Annotated in this window: 14 protein-coding genes, 1 tRNA gene and 1 pseudogene; 7 read left to right on the plus strand and 9 right to left on the minus strand. The window is 40.6% G+C overall.

All coding sequences use genetic code 11. The annotated features are described in order from the left end of the window. Window positions 1–127: 127 nt before the first annotated feature. Window positions 128–1,349 (minus strand): annotated as a pseudogene (locus MST16_RS11540) (alpha/beta fold hydrolase). 628 nt (window positions 1,350–1,977) lie between these two features. Between MST16_RS11540 and MST16_RS11550 the strand changes: the two are divergent. The 4 genes from MST16_RS11550 to MST16_RS11565 all read left to right on the plus strand — a co-directional run bounded on the left by MST16_RS11550 (window position 1,978) and on the right by MST16_RS11565 (window position 4,545). Beyond that, entirely contained in the window at window positions 1,978–2,676 is a 699-nt protein-coding gene (locus MST16_RS11550; protein WP_180010895.1) for a 3'-5' exonuclease, read from the plus strand. Between the two features lie 88 nt (window positions 2,677–2,764). After that, a complete protein-coding gene (locus tag MST16_RS11555) occupies window positions 2,765–3,511 on the plus strand; it encodes a hypothetical protein (RefSeq protein WP_180010897.1) in 747 nt (248 codons plus the stop codon). Between the two features lie 217 nt (window positions 3,512–3,728). Next, window positions 3,729–4,085, plus strand: coding sequence for a hypothetical protein (locus MST16_RS11560; protein WP_180008268.1), 357 nt, complete (start codon window positions 3,729–3,731; stop codon window positions 4,083–4,085). A gap of 166 nt (window positions 4,086–4,251) precedes the next feature. After that, window positions 4,252–4,545: a hypothetical protein gene (locus MST16_RS11565; protein WP_111885765.1), complete on the plus strand. Its 294-nt coding sequence runs from the start codon at window positions 4,252–4,254 to the stop codon at window positions 4,543–4,545. Between the two features lie 58 nt (window positions 4,546–4,603). On the opposite strand, the gene MST16_RS11570 is transcribed toward MST16_RS11565, so the two are convergent. From MST16_RS11570 to lldP, 7 genes are all read right to left on the minus strand, one after another. Beyond that, window positions 4,604–4,816 (minus strand): hypothetical protein, encoded by a 213-nt coding sequence (locus MST16_RS11570; RefSeq protein WP_078189132.1) that lies wholly within the window; start codon window positions 4,814–4,816, stop codon window positions 4,604–4,606. A gap of 702 nt (window positions 4,817–5,518) precedes the next feature. Continuing rightward, window positions 5,519–5,608: transfer RNA gene (locus tag MST16_RS11575), tRNA-Ser, on the minus strand. Between the two features lie 87 nt (window positions 5,609–5,695). Further along, window positions 5,696–7,732 (minus strand): NADPH-dependent 2,4-dienoyl-CoA reductase, encoded by a 2,037-nt coding sequence (locus MST16_RS11580; RefSeq protein WP_180010899.1) that lies wholly within the window; start codon window positions 7,730–7,732, stop codon window positions 5,696–5,698. Window positions 7,733–7,914: 182 nt separating this feature from the next. After that, window positions 7,915–9,606, minus strand: coding sequence for a D-lactate dehydrogenase (gene dld / locus MST16_RS11585; RefSeq protein ID WP_180010901.1), 1,692 nt, complete (start codon window positions 9,604–9,606; stop codon window positions 7,915–7,917). 322 nt (window positions 9,607–9,928) lie between these two features. Beyond that, the gene (gene lldD / locus MST16_RS11590) at window positions 9,929–11,083 is read right to left on the minus strand and encodes an FMN-dependent L-lactate dehydrogenase LldD (protein WP_180004197.1); all 1,155 of its coding nucleotides are present in this window, start codon (window positions 11,081–11,083) and stop codon (window positions 9,929–9,931) included. A 2-nt stretch (window positions 11,084–11,085) separates the two neighbouring features. After that, window positions 11,086–11,829, minus strand: coding sequence for a transcriptional regulator LldR (lldR, locus tag MST16_RS11595; RefSeq protein WP_078189144.1), 744 nt, complete (start codon window positions 11,827–11,829; stop codon window positions 11,086–11,088). A gap of 32 nt (window positions 11,830–11,861) precedes the next feature. Next, window positions 11,862–13,529, minus strand: coding sequence for an L-lactate permease (lldP, locus tag MST16_RS11600; protein WP_171256696.1), 1,668 nt, complete (start codon window positions 13,527–13,529; stop codon window positions 11,862–11,864). Window positions 13,530–14,146: 617 nt separating this feature from the next. On the opposite strand from lldP, the gene argG reads away from it, so the two are divergent. Then, on the plus strand, window positions 14,147–15,490 hold the full coding sequence (gene argG, locus MST16_RS11605; protein ID WP_078189146.1) for an argininosuccinate synthase: 1,344 nt from the start codon (window positions 14,147–14,149) through the stop codon (window positions 15,488–15,490). An 82-nt stretch (window positions 15,491–15,572) separates the two neighbouring features. On the opposite strand, the gene MST16_RS11610 is transcribed toward argG, so the two are convergent. After that, window positions 15,573–16,829: a diguanylate cyclase gene (locus MST16_RS11610; RefSeq protein WP_180010903.1), complete on the minus strand. Its 1,257-nt coding sequence runs from the start codon at window positions 16,827–16,829 to the stop codon at window positions 15,573–15,575. A 151-nt stretch (window positions 16,830–16,980) separates the two neighbouring features. Here MST16_RS11610 and pyrC point away from each other — a divergent pair, with 151 nt between their 5' ends. Both pyrC and rnt read left to right on the plus strand, forming a co-directional pair. Next, window positions 16,981–18,015, plus strand: a complete 1,035-nt coding sequence (gene pyrC / locus MST16_RS11615) for a dihydroorotase (protein ID WP_168379382.1) — start codon at window positions 16,981–16,983, stop codon at window positions 18,013–18,015. After that, window positions 18,000–18,659 carry a ribonuclease T gene (gene rnt, locus MST16_RS11620; RefSeq protein ID WP_078192915.1) on the plus strand — a complete coding sequence of 220 codons (660 nt, stop codon included), beginning with the start codon at window positions 18,000–18,002 and terminating at the stop codon, window positions 18,657–18,659. The genes pyrC and rnt overlap by 16 nt, the downstream gene beginning before the upstream one ends. The last annotated feature ends 19 nt before the right edge of the window (window positions 18,660–18,678 follow it).

The following is an 18,678-nucleotide window of genomic DNA, read 5'->3' on the forward strand; positions in this document are numbered from 1 at the left end:
AAGCCGTGCTAAGATTGGCGCGTATTGTAGCATGAAGTTTTAGAAATGAGAGAGGGAAGTTTGTGCTGTTTTTAAATAAATAATGCCCGTGTTGAATCTGCACGAGCACTATTTAAGTCAAATCAACTTATTGATTTGACATGAGAGTCTCTACATCTTGCACAAAATTTGCCAGATTATCGGTATAAATACTAATATGATCTGCTGTCGCTTGCTCACGATAGTCAATCGATGTTCCCGGCTTAGCAAGGCTAATCATAAATTTAGTCGCATCTGCTGGAATGGTCTGATCGGCTTTACCTTGATAAATGATGATCGGCGTTTTCACCGCTGTCGTTAAAGGCTGTGAACCTTCACTCATAAAGTTTTGGATTGGCTTTAAAGTTAAGAAATCAGACTGCGTGCGGCCATAGTTATCCAAAGTCGTGTTCTGACTCGCATAACTGAGCATGTCATCTTGAATTAACTTGGTTAACTCGCCTGAACACACTGTTTCAGCCTGAGGTGCAATCGCAGCCAGATGTCCACTAAATACTTTTGAATAATCCACACTGTTTTTATGCCCTTGCATACCCGCAATGATCTGCGCAGTAAAACTGTTTAAAGGTGCATAAATCATACTTTGCACGGTTGCAGGTTTACCTACAGCTAACTTCTCGCCTGCGTCAAGAATGAGCGCAAGATTATTTGCAGGTGCTATGGCAATCGTTCCCTTATAATTTAAGTCAGCACGCGATGCGAATTCAGCTGCACCTAATACGGCTTGACCACCTTGAGAATGTCCGATCGAAAGCCAATCCTTCGACACCGTTTTACCTTGACTGGTTAAGTAACTTCGAGCAGCGACAACGGCATCGGTAATCGAAAAGGCTTCACTTTTTAGATTCAGATAAGGATGGTTTTCACGTCCACTAGGTTCACCTAATCCCTCATAATCGGGTGCCACAACGACATAACCCTTTGCCAATAACATTTGCAATAAGTATTCAGTACCTTGCAAACCTTGTCGGCTCGGAGCGCATTTATCAGCCACACCTGTCGTTCCATGTGCCCAAGCCACAATTTTCCAACCACCTGCCGGAGCAACTGTTTTTGGGGTAAAGACTAAGGCTGTGGCTTGAACAACTTTGCCATCTACTCCTAGCATTTTATAGGTCATCAATCGGCTGTCTGCACTCACAGCAGGCATATTGTCTTGACTATACAGTTGTAGTTACCACTGGATTTTTGATCTGATTGAGATCAGCGTTTGTTTCAGGATTACTAAATTGTTGGTCATTACTATCATTACCGCAGGCTGCTAAAAATAGCGCACTGCTGACAAAAACCGTTAAACGCAGCATTTTCATTCCATGATCCTTTTGTTTGTTGTTTTAAAGTCAATTTTTCATTGAATATGAATCATTAAATACATGGAACAAACTTTTGTTCAAGCCTAATTTTCAAGCAATTGCTCTTATATTAATTTATCAAATTAATATAGAACTAAAACTTTGTTTTAGCTCGATATGGATTAACAGCATTCAAATAAATCAGCCACCCCGATCTCAGAAAAATGGCTGAACTTATATTTCTGATCATTGGATACAGATTGGGCTATTTTTTTCGGAGGTTAAAGCAAAATGTAAAATCAACAAAAATGCTGTCCCCCCCTGCCAACTACACAAACATATGCACAAAAGTAAAGCCGAAAAACCACCATGCCATTGATCGTGAACATACTCTAGTGCTTAATCCACTTAGCGACATTTTTGGATATCACGATGGACAAAAGCCTTTAAAATAAGTCGATTTAGAAGATGGTTTAGCTTTGTCCCGCTGTAAAGGTTTTATTTCGGCAGATGCGATAAAAGCAGATTATTTAAACACTGCGCAGCCATCTTCATAATATTCCTACAAATAATCACAGCATGGGTTTGTCAGTATGGATGTGATCATGTACATTCATAAACATTATTCAACATGCTGGAACTGGACATGCAAGCCATCATTCTCGACACAGAAACCCATACACTAAATGGACAACCCATCGAGATTGCCTATGCTCCAATTCAGGTGGCAGATGCCAAAATCACCTTAGATAAATCTAAAATTTTTGATCAACTATATCGTTGTGATGAAGCTATTTCTTTTGCAGCGATGGCTGTTCATCATATTTTAGAATCAGATCTTGAAGGTCAGCCCCACTACAGCAGTTTTGAACTCCCATCAGAGACGACATATATCATTGGGCATAATATCGACTACGATATTCGAGCGCTCGAAAAATGCGGTGTAGATAGTTCAAAAATCAAAGCCATTTGTACCCTTGCGCTAGCTCGTCGAGTATGGCCTGATGCAGAAGCGCATAATATTTCTGCCTTGATATATATGATCACCAAAGGCAGTGAAAAAGCCCGTGAAATGATCCGTAAAGCTCACCGCGCAGATATGGATATTATTTTAACTGCCAATATTTTGATGCATATTGTGCATCACTTAAAAATCAACAGCATCGAAGAATTATACGAAGCTTCGGAAGATGCTCGCATTCCACGCAGTATTAATTTTGGTAAACACCGTGGTACCGCAATTGCAGAATTACCTGCGGACTATGTGCAATGGCTATTACGTCAAGATGACTTAGACCAATATTTACGCAAAGCTTTAGAAAATTCTGCCGTCATTACTCTATAAATTATTGATTGTTTAATATTTTCTTAATATTACTGTCATTATCACTGCATAGGATTGCCTTAATTCTTTTGAGCTATGGAATTAAGGCATGTTCAACTATCAAAAAACTGAGCTGGGTTTTCAAACTTTAAAAGACCGACAGCCCGCATTAAATGCTAGACAACGTCGTCTGCTACTCTTAATTGGTAGTGATGACTTTAACCAAATGCCAGTGCATTATCAGCAGCGGATTGCTGAAGCGACATTGCTCGAGCAACTGATGGAACTCGGGCTGATTCAGCCAATTACAGCACATGATCATCAACGCCTTCAAAACTCCGATTTTTCTGCTTTTAATACTCCTAAAATAGCGCCTAGCAAAACGCCCGATCTCAATATCTTTAGCCCTGCATCCGAGCTCACAGCGCAAGAACATGTGACTTTTAATGAAGTTTCAATTCCTACGATGGAAGTTCCTCAGATTCATTCACAGTACGCACTGACGACCTCCCTACCAATGGATGCGATGGGCTCTACACCCCATCAATTCCCACAATCCACACCTGAAACTACGACAACAAACAATCCTGTATTGCCAGAAAAAACCGTTGATTTCATCGAGCATGATTTTGATGAGTTGCAGAGTTTTATGTGCAGTTACTTACAGCGTTATTGTGGGCTGATGGCAAAAAAATTAATGCTTAATATTCAACAGGCCACGGATATTGCAGACTTAAAAGCCTGTCAGATGCAATGGATCACCTGTCTAAATGAATCCAATATTCAACCTAAACTCTTACAACATGCATTACAGCAAATTAATTACAGTCTAAAAAATCTGCAACAACTGGTTTAACTTAGAGACTTTTCCTCACTTCTCATTCAAAAAACAACTTAATGAGGTGAGTAATTCTTCACACATATCAATATAAGAAATTGAATTTTATTAACTTTATCGATTCACTTATTTCTTTTATGGTTTTAACTGCTGTTTTATACGACCTTCCCCTAATGTCAATCAACAGTAAAAAATCGCAAGAATTAAACCGACCTCCCAGCGTTTGAGCATGTCAATGTCACAACAATTTTGTTTAGAATTTGATTCTTTCGATAATCCAATGCAACTCAGCAAAATTGGCAATTGGGTATTTACCTTCTTAACCTCACAAGACGAATTGCCTAATGTTCAATTGGCCATTACCTATGTCATGCCACGAAAAATTAGTGATGAATTACAGCCTAGACGTGTGGTCATTCAAAATACAGCCATTGAAACAATTTGGCGTATAGAACAAGTCGAATGCTTTAACAGCCAAACGAACCAAGAACTCACCTTTACAGCAGCGGAACCTCAAGCTCAATTGGTTTTAAACAGTATCATTGAAGAATTTGCCCGTTATGATGTCCCATTGGTATTCAAGCCGCTTTAATTTAAAGCGAATTCCAACTTATTTTTCATAAAGATTTAAGCTATCTCAATGATTTAAACAAAGTCACCTAGATAGACATTAAATGAAAAATAATCCATACAGATTATTGTTGCTCAATTCATATACACTATTCCTGCTCAATAATTTTTGACCATGGATAATAAAAATGAATTTAGCCAATTATTCTAATGATCAGGCACTCATCCTTTTCAACCTATATAGCAGCCTTGAACAATGTCTAGATGCGATTGGACATCTGCACCTTGGACCCAAACTAGTGCTGACCGACCATGATGTATCAAAAGATCATATGATCGTGCAACGCTTTCAAGCTGGTGTTTTAACTCAAGAAATTCAAGTGCGTAAACAAGACGTTGAACTGTCTTCTAGCAACCCGATGACACGCTATCAGTTACTGTCTTATATTTTGAATCAATTTAAAGCAGATCAAACAGCTTAAAGCTCTATCTCTAAAATAAAAAAACTCACCATACGGTGAGTTTTTTTATTCATTCAATTTATGCTTCTAAAAGCTTGTAAATACTGTCCGATTTTTGACTTTCAAAAAGCAACTCGATACTGGGTAGGATGATTTCACCTGCAATAATGATATGTTCAATGCGATGAAACAGCGCTCTTGAATCTTCTTCTGAAGGATTACGCACCAAAGCTTGTGCTTCATAAACCTGACTAAATTGGTCCTTCACTTTAATATCGATCATCTGTGTCATAGTGACGTCTCTACTTGTTTTAATAATTGAATTTTTTATATCACACCTTTACGCAACAACCTGCTTTGTAAATGTTAGATTTCATGGCAATGTAAACTTATTTTACTTTAGTAAATATATATCAATAACATAGATTGACTATTTAATTATTGTTTGACAAAAACACTATATTTTCACATTTTGAAAGACATTAAAAAGCCCGCATTGCTGCGGGCTCTATGTTGGAAGGCTAGTGCTGATTTCTTGTCTGTAATATTCAAAAACATCTTAAATATTACTAAACTCAACGAGCTGTCATTGATCCGTCCAACCTATTAGTAGCGTCTTGCTTATGACCTACTGTGATTTAAATATAGCACTTTTTTATCCCTTGCCAAGGGGTCGTGACACTTCTAAACATTTGATCAAATAAAATACAATTGATATTTTTTCAAAATAAGCGATCATAGCTCTGCCCACTGATTGGGAGTGTTGTGAATAACTCAGCCATTAAATAAAATTCAATAATATCAATAAACCATTATTCTTTTTTCTTACTTTCAATTCAGCCTGTAAATACGCTGACATCAATACTTGACTTAATGCTATGCCTGAAATTCATTTCTGACATTATTAAAAACACTGGTATGTAATGACTACCATCCCCAATTTAAATCTAAGATAAAAAAAGCCCCTGTATCACTACAGGGGCTTTTTTGAATTTGGCGGAAGCGGTGAGATTCGAACTCACGGAGGACTCGCGCCCTCGTCGGTTTTCAAGACCGGTGCATTAAACCGCTCTGCCACGCTTCCATGTGCGCCATAATACGGAGGTTTTATTCATCTGACAAGTAAAAATTACAACTAAACCTTTCAAATGAATATTGTTTCGCCAAATCCTTAAAGTTTAGCCGCAAGCTCCGCACCTTCACGTATTGCGCGTTTCGCATCTAACTCTGCTGCTAGTTTTGCACCACCAATAATATGGTAATTGGCAAGGGTTTTCTCACCCTGTTCAGGCATCAAATGCTTCACCGATTCCTGACCTGCACAAACAACAATCGTATCTACACGTAATAATTGATCATGCCCTTCATATTCAACCCAAAGACCTTCATCAGTAATGGCTTTGTATTGAACACCACGCAGCATACGAACCGCATTTTTCTTTAATTGTGCACGATGTACCCAGCCTGATGTTTTACCTAACCCAGCACCAATTGCAGTTGTTTTACGTTGTAATAAGTAGATTTCACGAACAGGAGGTTCGAGCTCAGCAGCCTGCATACCACCTTCTGTTACGTAGTTTGGATTTGGATCAACACCCCACTCCCGCTGCCAATCCGCTAAAGGCATTGGTTGTGGCTGATGTGGTGGTTTGAGTAAAAATTCAGATACATCAAAGCCAATGCCGCCTGCACCAATCACAGCAACTTTACCCCCCACAGCTGCGCCTTTCAGCACTTCTGCATAAGACAAGACATTCGGTGCATCACTACCTTCGATTTTCAAGCTGCGAGGAACTACACCTGTTGCAATAACCACTTCCTCAAACCCTTCACGTTCAAGCTGTTCACGGTTAACGCGTGTATTTAAACGCAAATCCACCCCTGTTTTTTCGATTTGAACTTTAAAGTAGCGAATCGTTTCGTGAAATTCTTCTTTGCCGGGAACGACTTTCGCCAAATTAAATTGACCACCTACCTCTGCACCAGCTTCAAATAAAGTCACCGCATGGCCTCGGCTTGCTGCAACCGTTGCAGCAGACATCCCTGCCACGCCACCACCGACGACTGCAATACGCTTCGGTTTTTTGGTCTTTAAATAAACCAATTCAGTTTCATATGCCGCTCGTGGGTTAACCAAACACGTCGCACGCTGATTTTTAAAAGTATGATCTAAGCAGGCTTGGTTACAGGCAATACAGGTATTAATTTCATCGACACGGTTGGTCGCCGTTTTATTTACCCAAAATGGGTCTGCCAAGAATGGACGCGCCATTTGCACCATATCTGCCTTGCCTGAAGCCAAAATTTCTTCAGCTGTATCTGGCATATTGATACGGTTGGACGCAATGACAGGAATCGCAACATGTTTTTTGACTTCAGCGGTATAGTCCACAAACGCTGCGCGAGGCACTGAGGTCACAATTGTCGGAATACGTGCTTCATGCCAACCAATCCCCGTGTTCAATAACGTCACACCCGCTGCTTCCAATGCTTTAGCAACAGTAATGACTTCTGCCATAGTGTTCCCATCATGAACCAAATCAAGCAATGACAAACGGAAGCAGATAATAAATTTCTCACCCACTTCAGCACGTATTGATTTCACAATATCAACCGCAAGGCGCATACGATTTTCAATTTCACCGCCCCAACGGTCAGTCCGTTGGTTGACATGACGACTTAAAAATTGATTCAGCAAATAGCCTTCTGAACCCATGATTTCAACACCGTCATAGCCCGCTTTTTGAGCTAAGCTTGCGCAGCGTACATAGTCGTCTATCGTGTCTAAAATCTGTTTATCACTCAATTGACGCGGTTTAAAAGGTGAAATCGGAGATTTTATCGGACTCGCTGACACTGCAAAAGGCTGATAGCCATAACGCCCTGCATGCAAGATTTGCATTAAAATTTTGGCACCATGCTTATGCACTGCATGAGTCACCAATCGATGTGGAGCGATATCACCTAAAGTATTCATGGTACCGCCAGCAGGTAACAACCAACCTTGACGGTTTGGCGAAATACCGCCTGTAATAATCAGGCCGACACCACCTTTCGCACGCTCACCAAAATAAGCTGCAAGCTTAGGATAATTATAAAAACGATCTTCTAGCCCACTATGCATGGACCCCATCACGACACGATTTTTAATCGTGGTAAAACCCAAATGTAAAGGTTTTAAAATATTTGCATAGCTAGTCGTTGTCATGCTGAATCCTTATTTTGGCTTTGCAACTTGTTGCATAATACTTTAGCGGTTTTTTTATATTTTGGGATGACAGTTTAGAAAATATTCTTCGCTTTTATGGTCAATACCGCCTGATATATAAATCCTCTAACCATAAAAAAAGCCGTGATATTTCACATCACGGCGTGTTATTTTTAAAAGCATTATTTCCAATGCTTCAGCTTACTGGTTTGCCCAATCCCGACATTAAAGCTATTGGTTGGATCCAACTTTTGATAATGATTTTTTAATGCAGGCTTGGCAACATATAAATGTCCAACATTGTGTTCCGCAGGATATTCAGCACCACGATCATCGAGTAAATGCCACATTGCATGTTCCATTACCAAAGGATCTACACCTTTTTTCACAATATAATCTTGATGAAAAACATGACAGAGAAAATGTCCATAATAGAGTTTATGGATAATTTGCTCATCCATGGCTTTCGGCAAAGTTTCTACCCACTCTCGATCATTGCGACGTAGCGCAATATCCAGCGCAACAATATCTTCCACTTCCGAACGATGCGTATCACGATAACGAATTGCAGCACCTGCCACCGCAAAACGGTGTAAAAATGCTTTACGCCCTTCTTCGTCTGTGCATTTAAAATAATTGCCTGCCGTTTTATCTAAAAAATACGTTTTCAAATACGCATCAACTTGATCAACATCCTGATTTTCAATACGAATCATCAAATGATGTTCATATAAATCACGGAAGGCATTCATCCGTTTCGGCAAATGATTCGGCAAAAATTTTGTCACTAGCTGCAAGACTTTATCTGACAAACCTCGCAAGCCCAGTTTTTCTAAATAGCCATCGACTTTATCTTTCATGGCAAAAGCAGCTGGAACTTTTGCCGTGCCAAATTTTTCAATAAATACAAAAGAATCTTTGCCGTACTCAGCCCCAATGTCATATGCCACGCGATGAATGTACTCACCTGCAATCGGCAAGCGCGGCAAATCTTTTAGTAAAAAACGGCGAATTTCCGTCAAATCATCATGTGAATTGGTTCCTACATAAAACACCTGACTTGGAATCTTTTCAAAGGTATCTAAACGTACGGCAAAGACACACACTTTACCCGCTGAACCCGATGCTTCAAATAAGCGGCTTGGATCAGCATTGAAACGTGCAGGCGTATTTTCATCAACTTGTTTAACGTCATGTGAATAGCGCTGATCAGAGGCACAGCAACTTGAATTATTCACAATGTCATTGATTTGATAATTTTTATTTTCCAACGCTGTGAGGATTTCTTCAGGCGTATTGCCAAGATTGATACCTAAATGATTGACCAACTCTAAGTCACCTGACTCATTCACTCGTGCATACAGTGCAAGCTCTGTATAGGCAGGACCGCGGCGCACCAAAGCACCACCTGAGTTATTACAGACGCCACCCAAAACCGATGCCCCAATACAAGAAGAACCAATCACCGAATGAGGTTCACGATTAAATGGCAGCAAATCTTTTTCAAGTTTGTCTAATGTCGCACCCGGTAGACAAATCACTTGCTTGCCTTCATTAATCACTTGGATGCCAACCAAACGACGTGTACTTATCAGCACCACAGGACGGTCATAGTCATCACCAAACGGCGTTGAACCACCTGTCAGACCTGTATTGGCGGCTTGCATAATCACAATACAATTTGCATCCACAGCCGCTTGCAGCACTTGCCATTGCTCAAGCAAAGAGCCCGGTGTAACCACAGCCAATACTTTTCCTGCACCGTAACGGCGACCTTGGCGGTATAAACGTGTGTCTTTATCTTCAGTTAAAACGTGTTGCTTACCGACGATGTTGATGAGGTTTTGAATGGTTTGTAATGATTGAGTTTGCATGCTCGTAGAATTTTCCATTTTCAATATTTTCTCTCCTTGATAAAGAGGAATAGCATTGTTATGCAATGAAAAAATATTGATTTAAATAATTTTAAACAACGTAGGTTTATTTGCACATATCAAAAGTTTTTAGTCATTGTTATTAAAATCTATAATGAATATCCCTTCTCCCTTTGGGATGAGTAGCAACGCTACGCAAGAGGGTTAGGAGAATTATTCAATAAACACCTCTCCCTAACCCTCTCCTACAAGGAGAGGGAACTTTCATTTTTTAATTTTTTTTTGATGACGAATAACTTTCCCAAGAGATCTATTCAAAAAATCACCCAGCCAACTCTTTCTCTAACTTCACCAAACAATCAGATGTAATATCCGCAATGGTTTTTGCACCTGTTAAGGTCATCGCAACACGCATTTCTTTATCAATCAGTTCTAGAAGATTGGAAACACCCTCACCACCTGCTGCACCGAGTGCATAAACAAATGCGCGACCGAGCATACAGGTATCTGCACCCAAAGCCAGCATACGCACCACATCTAAACCATTTCGAATACCGGAGTCCGCAAGAATTTTAATATCGCCTTTTACTGCATCTGCAATTGGCGGTAATGCACGCGCTGATGATAAAACCCCATCGAGCTGACGGCCACCATGGTTTGACACCACGATGCCATCTGCACCAAAACGCACAGCATCTTTGGCATCTTCAGGGTCAAGTATGCCTTTAATAACCATCGGTCCATCCCAAAATTCACGAATCCACTCAAGATCTTTCCATGAAATTGATGGGTCAAAGTTATTACCCAACCAGCCGATATAATCTTCTAAACCTGTTGGTTTGCCCAAGTATTTAGAAATATTCCCTAAGTCATGCGGACGACCTAATAAACCCACATTCCATGCCCAGTGTGGATGGAAACACGACTGCATATAACGGCGCATGGCTGCATTTGGCCCGCTCATCCCTGAGTGCGCATCACGGTAACGCGCGCCCGGAACAGGCATATCCACGGTAAACACTAAAGTTGAACAGCCTGCAGCTTTGGCACGTTCTAAGGCATTTTTCATAAAGCCACGGTCACGTAGCACATATAACTGAAACCACATGGGACGCTGAATCGCTGGCGACACCTCTTCAATAGGACATACTGAAACGGTAGACAGCGTAAATGGAATGCCCTTTTTATCTGCGGCTACTGCTGCTTGAACTTCGCCGCGGCGTGCATACATTCCCGTTAAACCCACAGGTGATAAAGCCACAGGCATTGATAAGGTTTCATTAAACAGTTGGGTTTCTAAACTCAGCTGTGACATGTCATTCAGCACACGTTGACGCAACGCTATTTTTGATAAATCTTCTACATTACGCTTTAAGGTATATTCGGCATACGCCCCGCCATCGATGTAATGAAATAAAAATGGCGGTAAACGACGACGTGCCGCTTCACGGTAGTCATTGGCAGAAGAAATAATCATGCTTATATCCTGTTTAATCGACTGGCACGCTGACGTCGAGCTTCTTCTTCATCAATCATACGCACCTGTTGTACTACAAACTCAATGTGTCCACAGACTGCTTTACGTGCAGCTTCAGGATCACGACGTTCAATTGCATTCATGACTTGAAAGTGCTGATCGTGCAATTGATCAAATCGGTGTGCTTCGCTATAAACTTTTCGACGACCTAAAACGACATTAAATTGCAACAGATCAAATAGACCACGCATCATCTGAATCAACACTAAATTGTGTGAAGCTTCAGCAATTGCTAAATGAAATTTGGCATCTGCACGCGCTGCTTCATCGTCATTGCCTAAAGCCTGAAAATGATTGATCTGATCATAATAATGTCGGATATGTGCCAAGTCCTCTGCTGTAGCACGTTGTGCCGCATACCATGCAGTACCACCTTCTAAAATAATGCGCGCCTCTTGCACATCAAAACGGTAGGCAGGGTCTTCACTAATCAAACTGCTAATGGGCTGCACAATTTGATAACTCGACCAAGTCGCTGGTAATTGCTTTAAAAAAGTCCCCGCACCGACTTTACTGACCAACACGCCCATGCTGGTCAATTGAGAAATCGCTTCGCGTAAAGAGGTGCGTGAGACGCCTAGTTGTTCACACAGTTTCCGTTCAGCAGGCAGACGATCTCCAACTTGCATATTGCTTTCTTCAATCAATACACGAAGACTTTGAACAGTTTTATCAGAGACTTTCATCTGCTTTCCTTAACGTTGTTACACAATGCGTGTTATGGAATCATCCAAGGGAACACATAAGCTTGTAGGGTGATTAAAATCCCCATCATGATTGTGAACGTTATACTGTGTTTTACGGTAAAACGGAATAAATCCGACTCTTTACCTACCAATCCAACTGCCGCACATGCAATTGCAATGGACTGCGGAGAAATCATTTTTCCAGTCACACCACCACTGGTATTGGCAGCAACGAGTAATACTTCTGGCACACCGATTTGTTGTGCAGTAGTTGCCTGTAATGCAGCAAATAGTGCATTGGCTGACGTATCTGAACCCGTAAGGAAGACACCAAGCCATCCTAAAAATGGCGAGAAGAAGGTAAAGGCTTGGCCTGTATGCGCAAGTGCCAATGCCAATGTTGCCGACATCCCTGAATAGTTGGCGATAAATGCAAAAGCCAAGACCATTCCAATCGAATAAATTGGAATTTTTAATTCATTAATGGTTTCACCAAAGGTCACAATTGCGTCTTTCGGCTTCATTTTTAAGAAAATAATGGTAATGATCGCAGCGATGACAATTGCCGTACCTGTTGCCGAAAACCAGTCAAATTTATAGATGGCATCGTAGTCCTTCATTTCAGGTACGACTGGCGGCATCTTTTGAACCAATTGATGTAAAAATGGCACTTTGATGGAAATAACCAAATCATGTAAGGCACCGTCTTTAGTAAATAAATCCTTAAACGGTTTAATACTCCAGATCGTGACCATCACCGTTAAGATCGCAAATGGTGACCACGCTTTTGCAATTTGCCCCAAGCTATATTTTTGCTGTTTTTGTGCAGCAACATCTTCACTCATCGTCGCATCTTGATCTGCAAAGCGGAAAATATGTTTAGGCTGCCAATATTTAAATAAAATCGTTAATGACACTAAAGAGGCAATCGCCGCGGTAATATCGGGTAATTCAGGACCGACAAAGTTCGAGGTTAGGTACTGTGCAATCGCAAAGCTACTCGCCCCAACCACAACTGCAGGCCAAGTTTCCTTCACACCGCGCCAACCATCCATAATCGCCATAATCCAAAACAGTACAATCGGTACCATAAATGGCAACTGTCGACCAACCATCTGACTGATTTCCATCGTATCAACACCAGACACTTGCCCAGCAACGATAATTGGAATACCCATCGCACCAAAAGCCACTGGCGCTGTATTTACGATCAGACAAAGACCTGCCGCATATAAGGGTTTAAAGCCTAAACCTACCAATAGTGCTGCAGTAATCGCCACAGGAGCACCAAAGCCCGCCGCACCTTCGAGGAAAGTACCGAAAGCAAAGCCAACTAACAGCATCTGTAATCGTTGATCTTCAGTAATGGAAAGTATCGAAGAACGGATGATGTCAAACTGCCCTGTTTTGACTGAGATTTTATACAGGAACACCGCACCAATAATGATCCATGCGATCGGCCATAAACCATAGAAAAAACCGTAGACCATCGAAGCCAATGCCATAAGCGCAGGCATGTCATAGGCAAATAAAGACACCAACAGTGCCAGTACAACGGTGATCGTACCTGCCACACTGCCTTTTAAACGAAATACAGCAAGCGCCAAGAAAAAAAAGATAATCGGAATGAGCGCAATTAAACTTGATATCCATATATTCCCCATTGGGTCATATATTTGCTGCCATTGAAGCATTGTCATCTCCTTGAAATGCTTACTAAGATTTAATTATTGAGCAATATCAGCATGTGGTCTTTTTATATTGGTATGACCAATATAAATATTAAACACATAAAAACTCATACTATTGCTGAAATACTCCGCAATTTTTAATTATTTCAACTCCATCATTCAAGCTTTTCTTGTTTTTGGTATGACCAATATAAAATACAAAAACATTATTTTTCCGTTTAAAAACTTCCACATCAACTTTTAAATATCTGTTTTGTAGTTATTATTTATGAATAAACTTTATAAAATATACTTTAGTCGAATAACCCAGCTTTGTATGACCTCATTCTCATTTCAGTAAAAAGGATAAAACCAAATCAACTCATTATTGGTATGACCATTTATTTAAATCAAATAAATTTCTTTATATTTGCATCCTATTTCTTTCAGAAAATGCATTTTCCGCACGCAAAAACTTGATGAAGTATTCAACAATAGATTTCAACGATCATTTTTTTCCACCTCATCGCTTGTATCTCATGATTTTTTAGAAAAACCCCGCAGAAAAGTGCTACAATCATGCACATATATGTATTCTTTCAGGCCACCCATTCTCGGTGCCTATATTTATATCGTTAGGATTAACAATGACTGATAATGCAACTATCTTGCAGAATGTCCCAGTTGGCAAAAAAGTTGGTATTGCCTTCTCTGGTGGTCTAGATACTTCAGCTGCGCTTTTGTGGATGAAACAAAAAGGTGCAGAACCTTATGCTTACACAGCAAACTTAGGTCAACCTGATGAAGACGACTACGATGCGATTCCAAAAAAAGCGGAAGCGTATGGCGCAGTTAAAGCTCGCTTAGTTGATTGTCGTTTACAACTTGCATTAGAAGGTATTGCGGCTATTCAATGTGGCGCTTTCCACATTTCAACTGGTGGTATGCCTTACTTCAACACGACTCCTCTTGGTCGTGCAGTTACAGGTACGATGCTTGTAACCGCAATGAAAGAAGATGACGTAAACATCTGGGGTGACGGTTCGACTTATAAAGGTAACGACATTGAACGTTTCTACCGTTATGGTCTATTGACTAACCCATCGCTTAAAATTTACAAACCTTGGTTAGACCAAACCTTTATTGACGAATTAGGTGGCCGTGCAGAAATGTCACAGTTCCTAATCGACAACGGTTTTGACTATAAAATGTCAAAAGAGAAAGCGTACTCAACTGACTCAAACATGTTAGGTGCGACTCACGAAGCAAAAGATCTTGAATACCTTAATGCGGGTATCAAAATCGTAGACCCAATCATGGGCGTTGCTTTCTGGAAAGATGACGTAGAAGTTAAAGCTGAAGAAGTTTCTGTAACTTTCGAAGAAGGCTTCCCTGTTGCATTAAACGGCAAACGCATCGAAAACCCTGTTGAATTCATTCTTGAAGCCAACCGTATCGGTGGTCGTCACGGTCTAGGTATGTCAGACCAAATCGAAAACCGTATCATTGAAGCAAAATCTCGTGGTATTTACGAAGCTCCGGGTATGGCGCTTCTTCACATCGCTTATGAGCGTCTTGTGACTGGTATTCATAACGAAGACACCATCGAACAATACCGTATTAACGGTCTGCGTTTAGGTCGTCTTCTTTACCAAGGTCGTTGGTTCGATTCTCAATCATTAATGCTTCGTGAAACTGCGCAGCGTTGGGTTGCTAAAGCAATCACTGGTACTGTGACTTTAGAACTTCGTCGTGGTAATGACTACACTATTCTAAACACTGAATCTCCTAACCTCACTTATGAAGCTGAGCGTTTAACTATGGAGAAAGGTGACTCTATGTTTAGCCCTGCTGACCGTATCGGTCAATTGACTATGCGTAACTTGGATATCACAGATACTCGCGCTAAATTAGGTATCTACACAAACTCTGGCTTACTTGCAGTAGGTACAGGTTCTGCAGTGCCTCAATTAAAAGACAAAAACAAATAAGATTTGTTGAGTCATAAAAAACCGCGCATTTTGCGCGGTTTTTTATTGCCGATTTCAGAGAAGTTCTCAATTTTATTAAACATTAAGCCACATGTGCTGAACGAATCGACTGATAGTAAATTTGATTCCGGCCTAATTGTTTCGCACGATACAACGCCTGATCAGCAATATTTAACAGTTCATCCTTCGTCATATTTTCAGCACGATATACCGTAATACCCAAACTAATAGTGACGTGATTTGAAACCTGTGATTTGGCATGTGGAATTTCTAAACGATCGATTGCTTTATAAATATTCGAGGCAACTGCATAAGCACCATGTGCATCGGTTTCTGGCAATAAAACCACAAACTCTTCACCACCATATCGCGCTACAAAATCCATATGTCGAATGGCATTTTTAATGGTTTTGGCAATGGTTGAAATTACATCATCGCCTTTTTGATGACCGTAGAAATCGTTATAGTTTTTAAAATGATCGACATCGATAAACAACACAGCGAGCGAGGTGTTATTACGTCGAGATTGCTCATAAAAGGTATCGAGCATTTCATCAAAAGTACGTCGATTTGAAATCTTGGTTAATTCATCATGCTGACTTAAATGCAAAAGCTCTGTGGTATGAATACGATGGATTTTTTCACTAATATCCGCGCGCAGCATATTCAAAAAAATCATCCTTTCACGCGCACAGAGCATCTTACTGATTGCAAAACCCAATACACAGCTTCCAATCAGTACACGCCCCAACACCATCATATCAAATTTCACTTCTAATGAAAAAAGCATCAACATGGTGACCACAGCAGCCAACAAGCCAGACATCAACATTTGGACCGGTTTCACCCCCGTCAAAATGTAGCTCAAGATGTAAATCATACAAAGGATCATCATGGCCTGATGTTTAAGTGCTTCGGTATACACGGTCATGGTGAGCCAAGACATTGAAATAACTGCCCAAAACACTACAAACATACTAGCATGTGAAAAATAAGGCTTCAGACGGTCGTAACGAGCAAAGGCATATAAAGTCAGAAGACACAGCGCACCATTGAGCTGTCCAAGCAAACAATGAATAAAATCATGCACAAAATGCTGCTGATCAATAATCCAGTAATCTCCGGGAATGATCAGCATGGTGAGCACAAAGTAGATCAACACCCCCATCCAGAAAAAATGACGTATGTTGGTTTGCGCACGATCGAGGTTTAAAGTCCAAAATTGGGTTTCCAGTTTTTTAGGAAACATTTCCCCTACACGACGAGTTTGCCGTGTAATCAGTTCCTCTATTTTTTCTTTATCGTATTGCAACTTTGCAAGGTTATACTTGTATTCCATTTCCAAGCATTTATCTAATTCTTTTAGTCATTTAAAAATACCACAGTTTTATTCTTTATTTATATCTGTTCAGTCATTTGTACAGAAATCTCGTTACCATTTTCACATTATTTGCATTATCATTTGTTTTATTTCCAAGCTTGGAATCGCTGTGAACACGATTACTCTTCTTCAGCCAGATGATTGGCATGCACATTTACGTGACGGTCTAGCCCTAAAGCGTACAGTTCCTGATTTAGCACAACAATTCTCTCGCGCGATTTGTATGCCAAACACCGTACCACCGGTAAAAACCGTTGAAGAAGCAAATGCATACCGTGAACGTATCATAGCACATGTTCCTGAAGGCGTTCACTTTGACCCGCGTATGGTGCTCTATTTCACAGACAACACCCCAGCGAGTGAAGTTAAAAAAATTAAAGAATCTGAGCATGTTAATGCCATTAAGCTCTATCCAGCAGGTGCAACCACGAACTCAGACAGTGGTGTCAGCGACATTAGTAAAGTCTATGGTGTGATTGAGCAACTCGAAGAGCACCAAGTGCCATTACTGTTACATGGTGAAGTGACCCACAACCATGTCGATATTTTTGACCGTGAAAAACGTTTCCTAGATGAAGTGCTATCTCCACTTTTAAAACAGTTTCCTAAATTAAAATTGGTACTAGAACACATCACCACCAGTGAAGCTGCGCATTTTGTATTAGAACAAGACCGTAATGTCGCTGCGACAATCACACCGCAACATTTATTATTTAACCGTAATGACATGTTGGTGGGTGGCATTAAACCCCATTTCTATTGCTTACCGATTTTAAAACGCCAAACCCATCAGCAAACATTGCTCGAAGTTGCGACCAGTGCAAACCCTAAATTTTTCTTAGGTACAGACAGTGCGCCTCACTCAAAAAATGCTAAAGAAAATGCATGTGGCTGTGCAGGGTGTTATAGTGCACCAACAGCAATTGAGCTATACGCTCAAGCATTTGATCAAGTCGGTAAAATCGACCGTTTAGAAGGTTTTGCAAGCCACTTTGGTGCAGACTTCTACGGACTCCCTCGAAATACCAATACCATTACTTTGGTAAAAGAAGATCAAGTGATCCCTGAAAGTTTAGACTACTTGGATGGCGAAAAAATTATTCCGTTGTATGCGGGTAAGACCATCCAATGGAGAAAAGTGTGACAGATGAAACTCGACCAGTCATTGGTCAACGTTTCCGTGGATTCCTACCTGTTGTTGTCGATGTCGAAACAGCAGGTTTTAATTCACAGACCGATGCCTTACTGGAAATTGCAGCTATTCCTATTGTGTATGATGCAGAAGGTAATTTTGTACCGGGTGAAGCCCACCATGCACATATCAATCCGTTTGAAGGTGCCAACCTTGACCGTCGCTCACTGGATTTTATTGGTGTAGATCCATTTAATCCGATGCGTATGGCCATGGCTGAAGATGAGAAATCAGCATTAAAACGTATTTTTAAGTCAGTGAATGAAGTACGTCGCCAACAGAACTGCACACACGCGGTTTTAGTTGGTCATAATGCCCATTTTGACTTAGGTTTTGTACAGGCAGCGATTGCACGTACAGGGACAAAAAATCAAAATCCTTTCCATAGTTTTTCCGTATTCGATACAGTGACTTTGAGCGCTGTAATGTTTGGACAAACTGTGCTGGCAAAATCATGTATTCAGGCAGGTATTGAGTTTGATGGCAAAGAAGCACACTCTGCACTTTACGATACTCAGAAGACCGCTGAACTGTTCTGTTATATTTTGAACAAACTCGGCCCTCACCTACTTGACACTATGATGGCGGATCAATAAGATACCGCCATCTTCTAAA

Origin of the sequence: Acinetobacter sp. YH16040_T (assembly GCF_024605785.1) — a bacterium.
Taxonomy (GTDB): Bacteria; Pseudomonadota; Gammaproteobacteria; order Pseudomonadales; family Moraxellaceae; genus Acinetobacter; species Acinetobacter amyesii.

Excerpts from the sequence above, each read along its gene's own strand:
- MST16_RS11550 (WP_180010895.1), top strand. The coding sequence starts at position 1,978 with ATGCAAGCCATCATTCTCGACACAGAAACCCATACACTAAATGGACAA.
- MST16_RS11560 (WP_180008268.1), top strand. The coding sequence starts at position 3,729 with ATGTCACAACAATTTTGTTTAGAATTTGATTCTTTCGATAATCCAATG.
- lldD (WP_180004197.1), bottom strand. The coding sequence starts at position 11,083 with ATGATTATTTCTTCTGCCAATGACTACCGTGAAGCGGCACGTCGTCGT.
- MST16_RS11580 (WP_180010899.1), bottom strand. The coding sequence starts at position 7,732 with ATGACAACGACTAGCTATGCAAATATTTTAAAACCTTTACATTTGGGT.
- MST16_RS11570 (WP_078189132.1), bottom strand. The coding sequence starts at position 4,816 with ATGACACAGATGATCGATATTAAAGTGAAGGACCAATTTAGTCAGGTT.
- dld (WP_180010901.1), bottom strand. The coding sequence starts at position 9,606 with ATGCAAACTCAATCATTACAAACCATTCAAAACCTCATCAACATCGTC.
- lldR (WP_078189144.1), bottom strand. The coding sequence starts at position 11,829 with ATGAAAGTCTCTGATAAAACTGTTCAAAGTCTTCGTGTATTGATTGAA.
- lldP (WP_171256696.1), bottom strand. The coding sequence starts at position 13,529 with ATGACAATGCTTCAATGGCAGCAAATATATGACCCAATGGGGAATATA.
- MST16_RS11610 (WP_180010903.1), bottom strand. The coding sequence starts at position 16,829 with ATGGAATACAAGTATAACCTTGCAAAGTTGCAATACGATAAAGAAAAA.
- rnt (WP_078192915.1), top strand. The coding sequence starts at position 18,000 with ATGGAGAAAAGTGTGACAGATGAAACTCGACCAGTCATTGGTCAACGT.
- MST16_RS11565 (WP_111885765.1), top strand. The coding sequence starts at position 4,252 with ATGAATTTAGCCAATTATTCTAATGATCAGGCACTCATCCTTTTCAAC.
- argG (WP_078189146.1), top strand. The coding sequence starts at position 14,147 with ATGACTGATAATGCAACTATCTTGCAGAATGTCCCAGTTGGCAAAAAA.
- MST16_RS11555 (WP_180010897.1), top strand. The coding sequence starts at position 2,765 with ATGTTCAACTATCAAAAAACTGAGCTGGGTTTTCAAACTTTAAAAGAC.